Source organism: Candidatus Pelagibacter communis (genome assembly GCF_001179925.1).
Taxonomy (GTDB): domain Bacteria; phylum Pseudomonadota; class Alphaproteobacteria; order Pelagibacterales; family Pelagibacteraceae; genus Pelagibacter; species Pelagibacter ubique_E.
In genome coordinates this window covers 1-1,011 of record NZ_CVSF01000037.1, presented here as the reverse complement: position 1 = coordinate 1,011, position 1,011 = coordinate 1, and the positions used below count along the sequence as shown (strand labels likewise).

Here is a 1,011-nt window from a genome sequence, read left to right as displayed (position 1 = left end):
TGGTGAATGTGTTTTCTAAAAAGATATTGTAATATCTATTTTTTGATGTAGTCATAGAACCAAATGAAACTAAAAATTGTATATTTTGTTCTTATATCGTTTTTTTTTACCTTTACAAGTGCGCACGCTTACTTGGACCCAGGTACAGGAAGTATAATTTTACAGGCTATATTTGGAGCACTTGCAGCTATCGTTCTAGCATTAAAACTTTACTGGCATAAATTTTTAAAACTTTTAGGAATTAGAAAGAAAATAAATATTGATCAAGATGAAGACAAAAAAAATGATAAAGATTAAAAAATTTTCAAACTATTATCTTTTTTAGACAAACAATATAACAAGTGCAAAACATTAGCCATAGTCCAGTAGAGAACCATGCCTGAAGGAAAAGAATAAAAAAGTAAAAAAAATGCTAGTGTCATTATCCAAAGTCCTAAATTTTTTTTAAAATTCGGCTCTATATCTGAACTCACTGAACTAACTTTAATACTTAAAAGATTCGTCAACGACATTAAAACTGGCAATAGATTAAAATAATTACCAAAAAAAGGTATATCTACTCCAATATCAAATAATTTGTCAGGCTCTGCCAAAGAATCTATCCAAAAAAAGCTTGCTTCTTTAAGGTCAAAGGTTTGTCCAAGTAAATGAAATAATGCAATAAATATTGGAATTTGGATTCCAAGTGCTGCCAAGGGTTTTAAAGTTGCAAGTGGGCTTGTGTTATATTTTTCATACAAAAGCAAAATTCTTTCACTTTGTTCACTACCTTCATAATTTTTTTTTATTTCATCTATCTTTGGTTGCAATTCATTTTGCAGTTTTGTTAATTTTTCTTGTGTTTCAATAGCTTTTTTTGCAATAGGATGAATAACAATTCTAACTAATATTGATAATGCTATAATTGATAAACCCCAGTTAGAAATTAAATCATTTATCCAATATAAAACGTACATTATCCCTAGAACTATATAACGCATCCAATTCCACAAAGACTCAAATAGAACATCT

2 protein-coding genes are annotated in these 1,011 nt (G+C 28.3%); one reads left to right on the top strand and one right to left on the bottom strand.

All coding sequences use genetic code 11. The features are described from left to right. Nucleotides 1-63 precede the first annotated feature (63 nt). Complete coding sequence (locus AMN70_RS05610; RefSeq protein WP_102133136.1) at nt 64-297, top strand: hypothetical protein; 234 nt, start codon at nt 64-66, stop codon at nt 295-297. Here AMN70_RS05610 and AMN70_RS02475 read toward each other — a convergent pair. Continuing rightward, the coding region (locus tag AMN70_RS02475; RefSeq protein WP_143323403.1) for a YidC/Oxa1 family membrane protein insertase at nt 294-1,011 on the bottom strand (718 nt) is incomplete at its 5' end. The two genes, AMN70_RS05610 and AMN70_RS02475, sit on opposite strands and share 4 nt — an antisense overlap.

Excerpts from the sequence above, each read along its gene's own strand:
- AMN70_RS05610 (WP_102133136.1), top strand. The coding sequence starts at position 64 with ATGAAACTAAAAATTGTATATTTTGTTCTTATATCGTTTTTTTTTACC.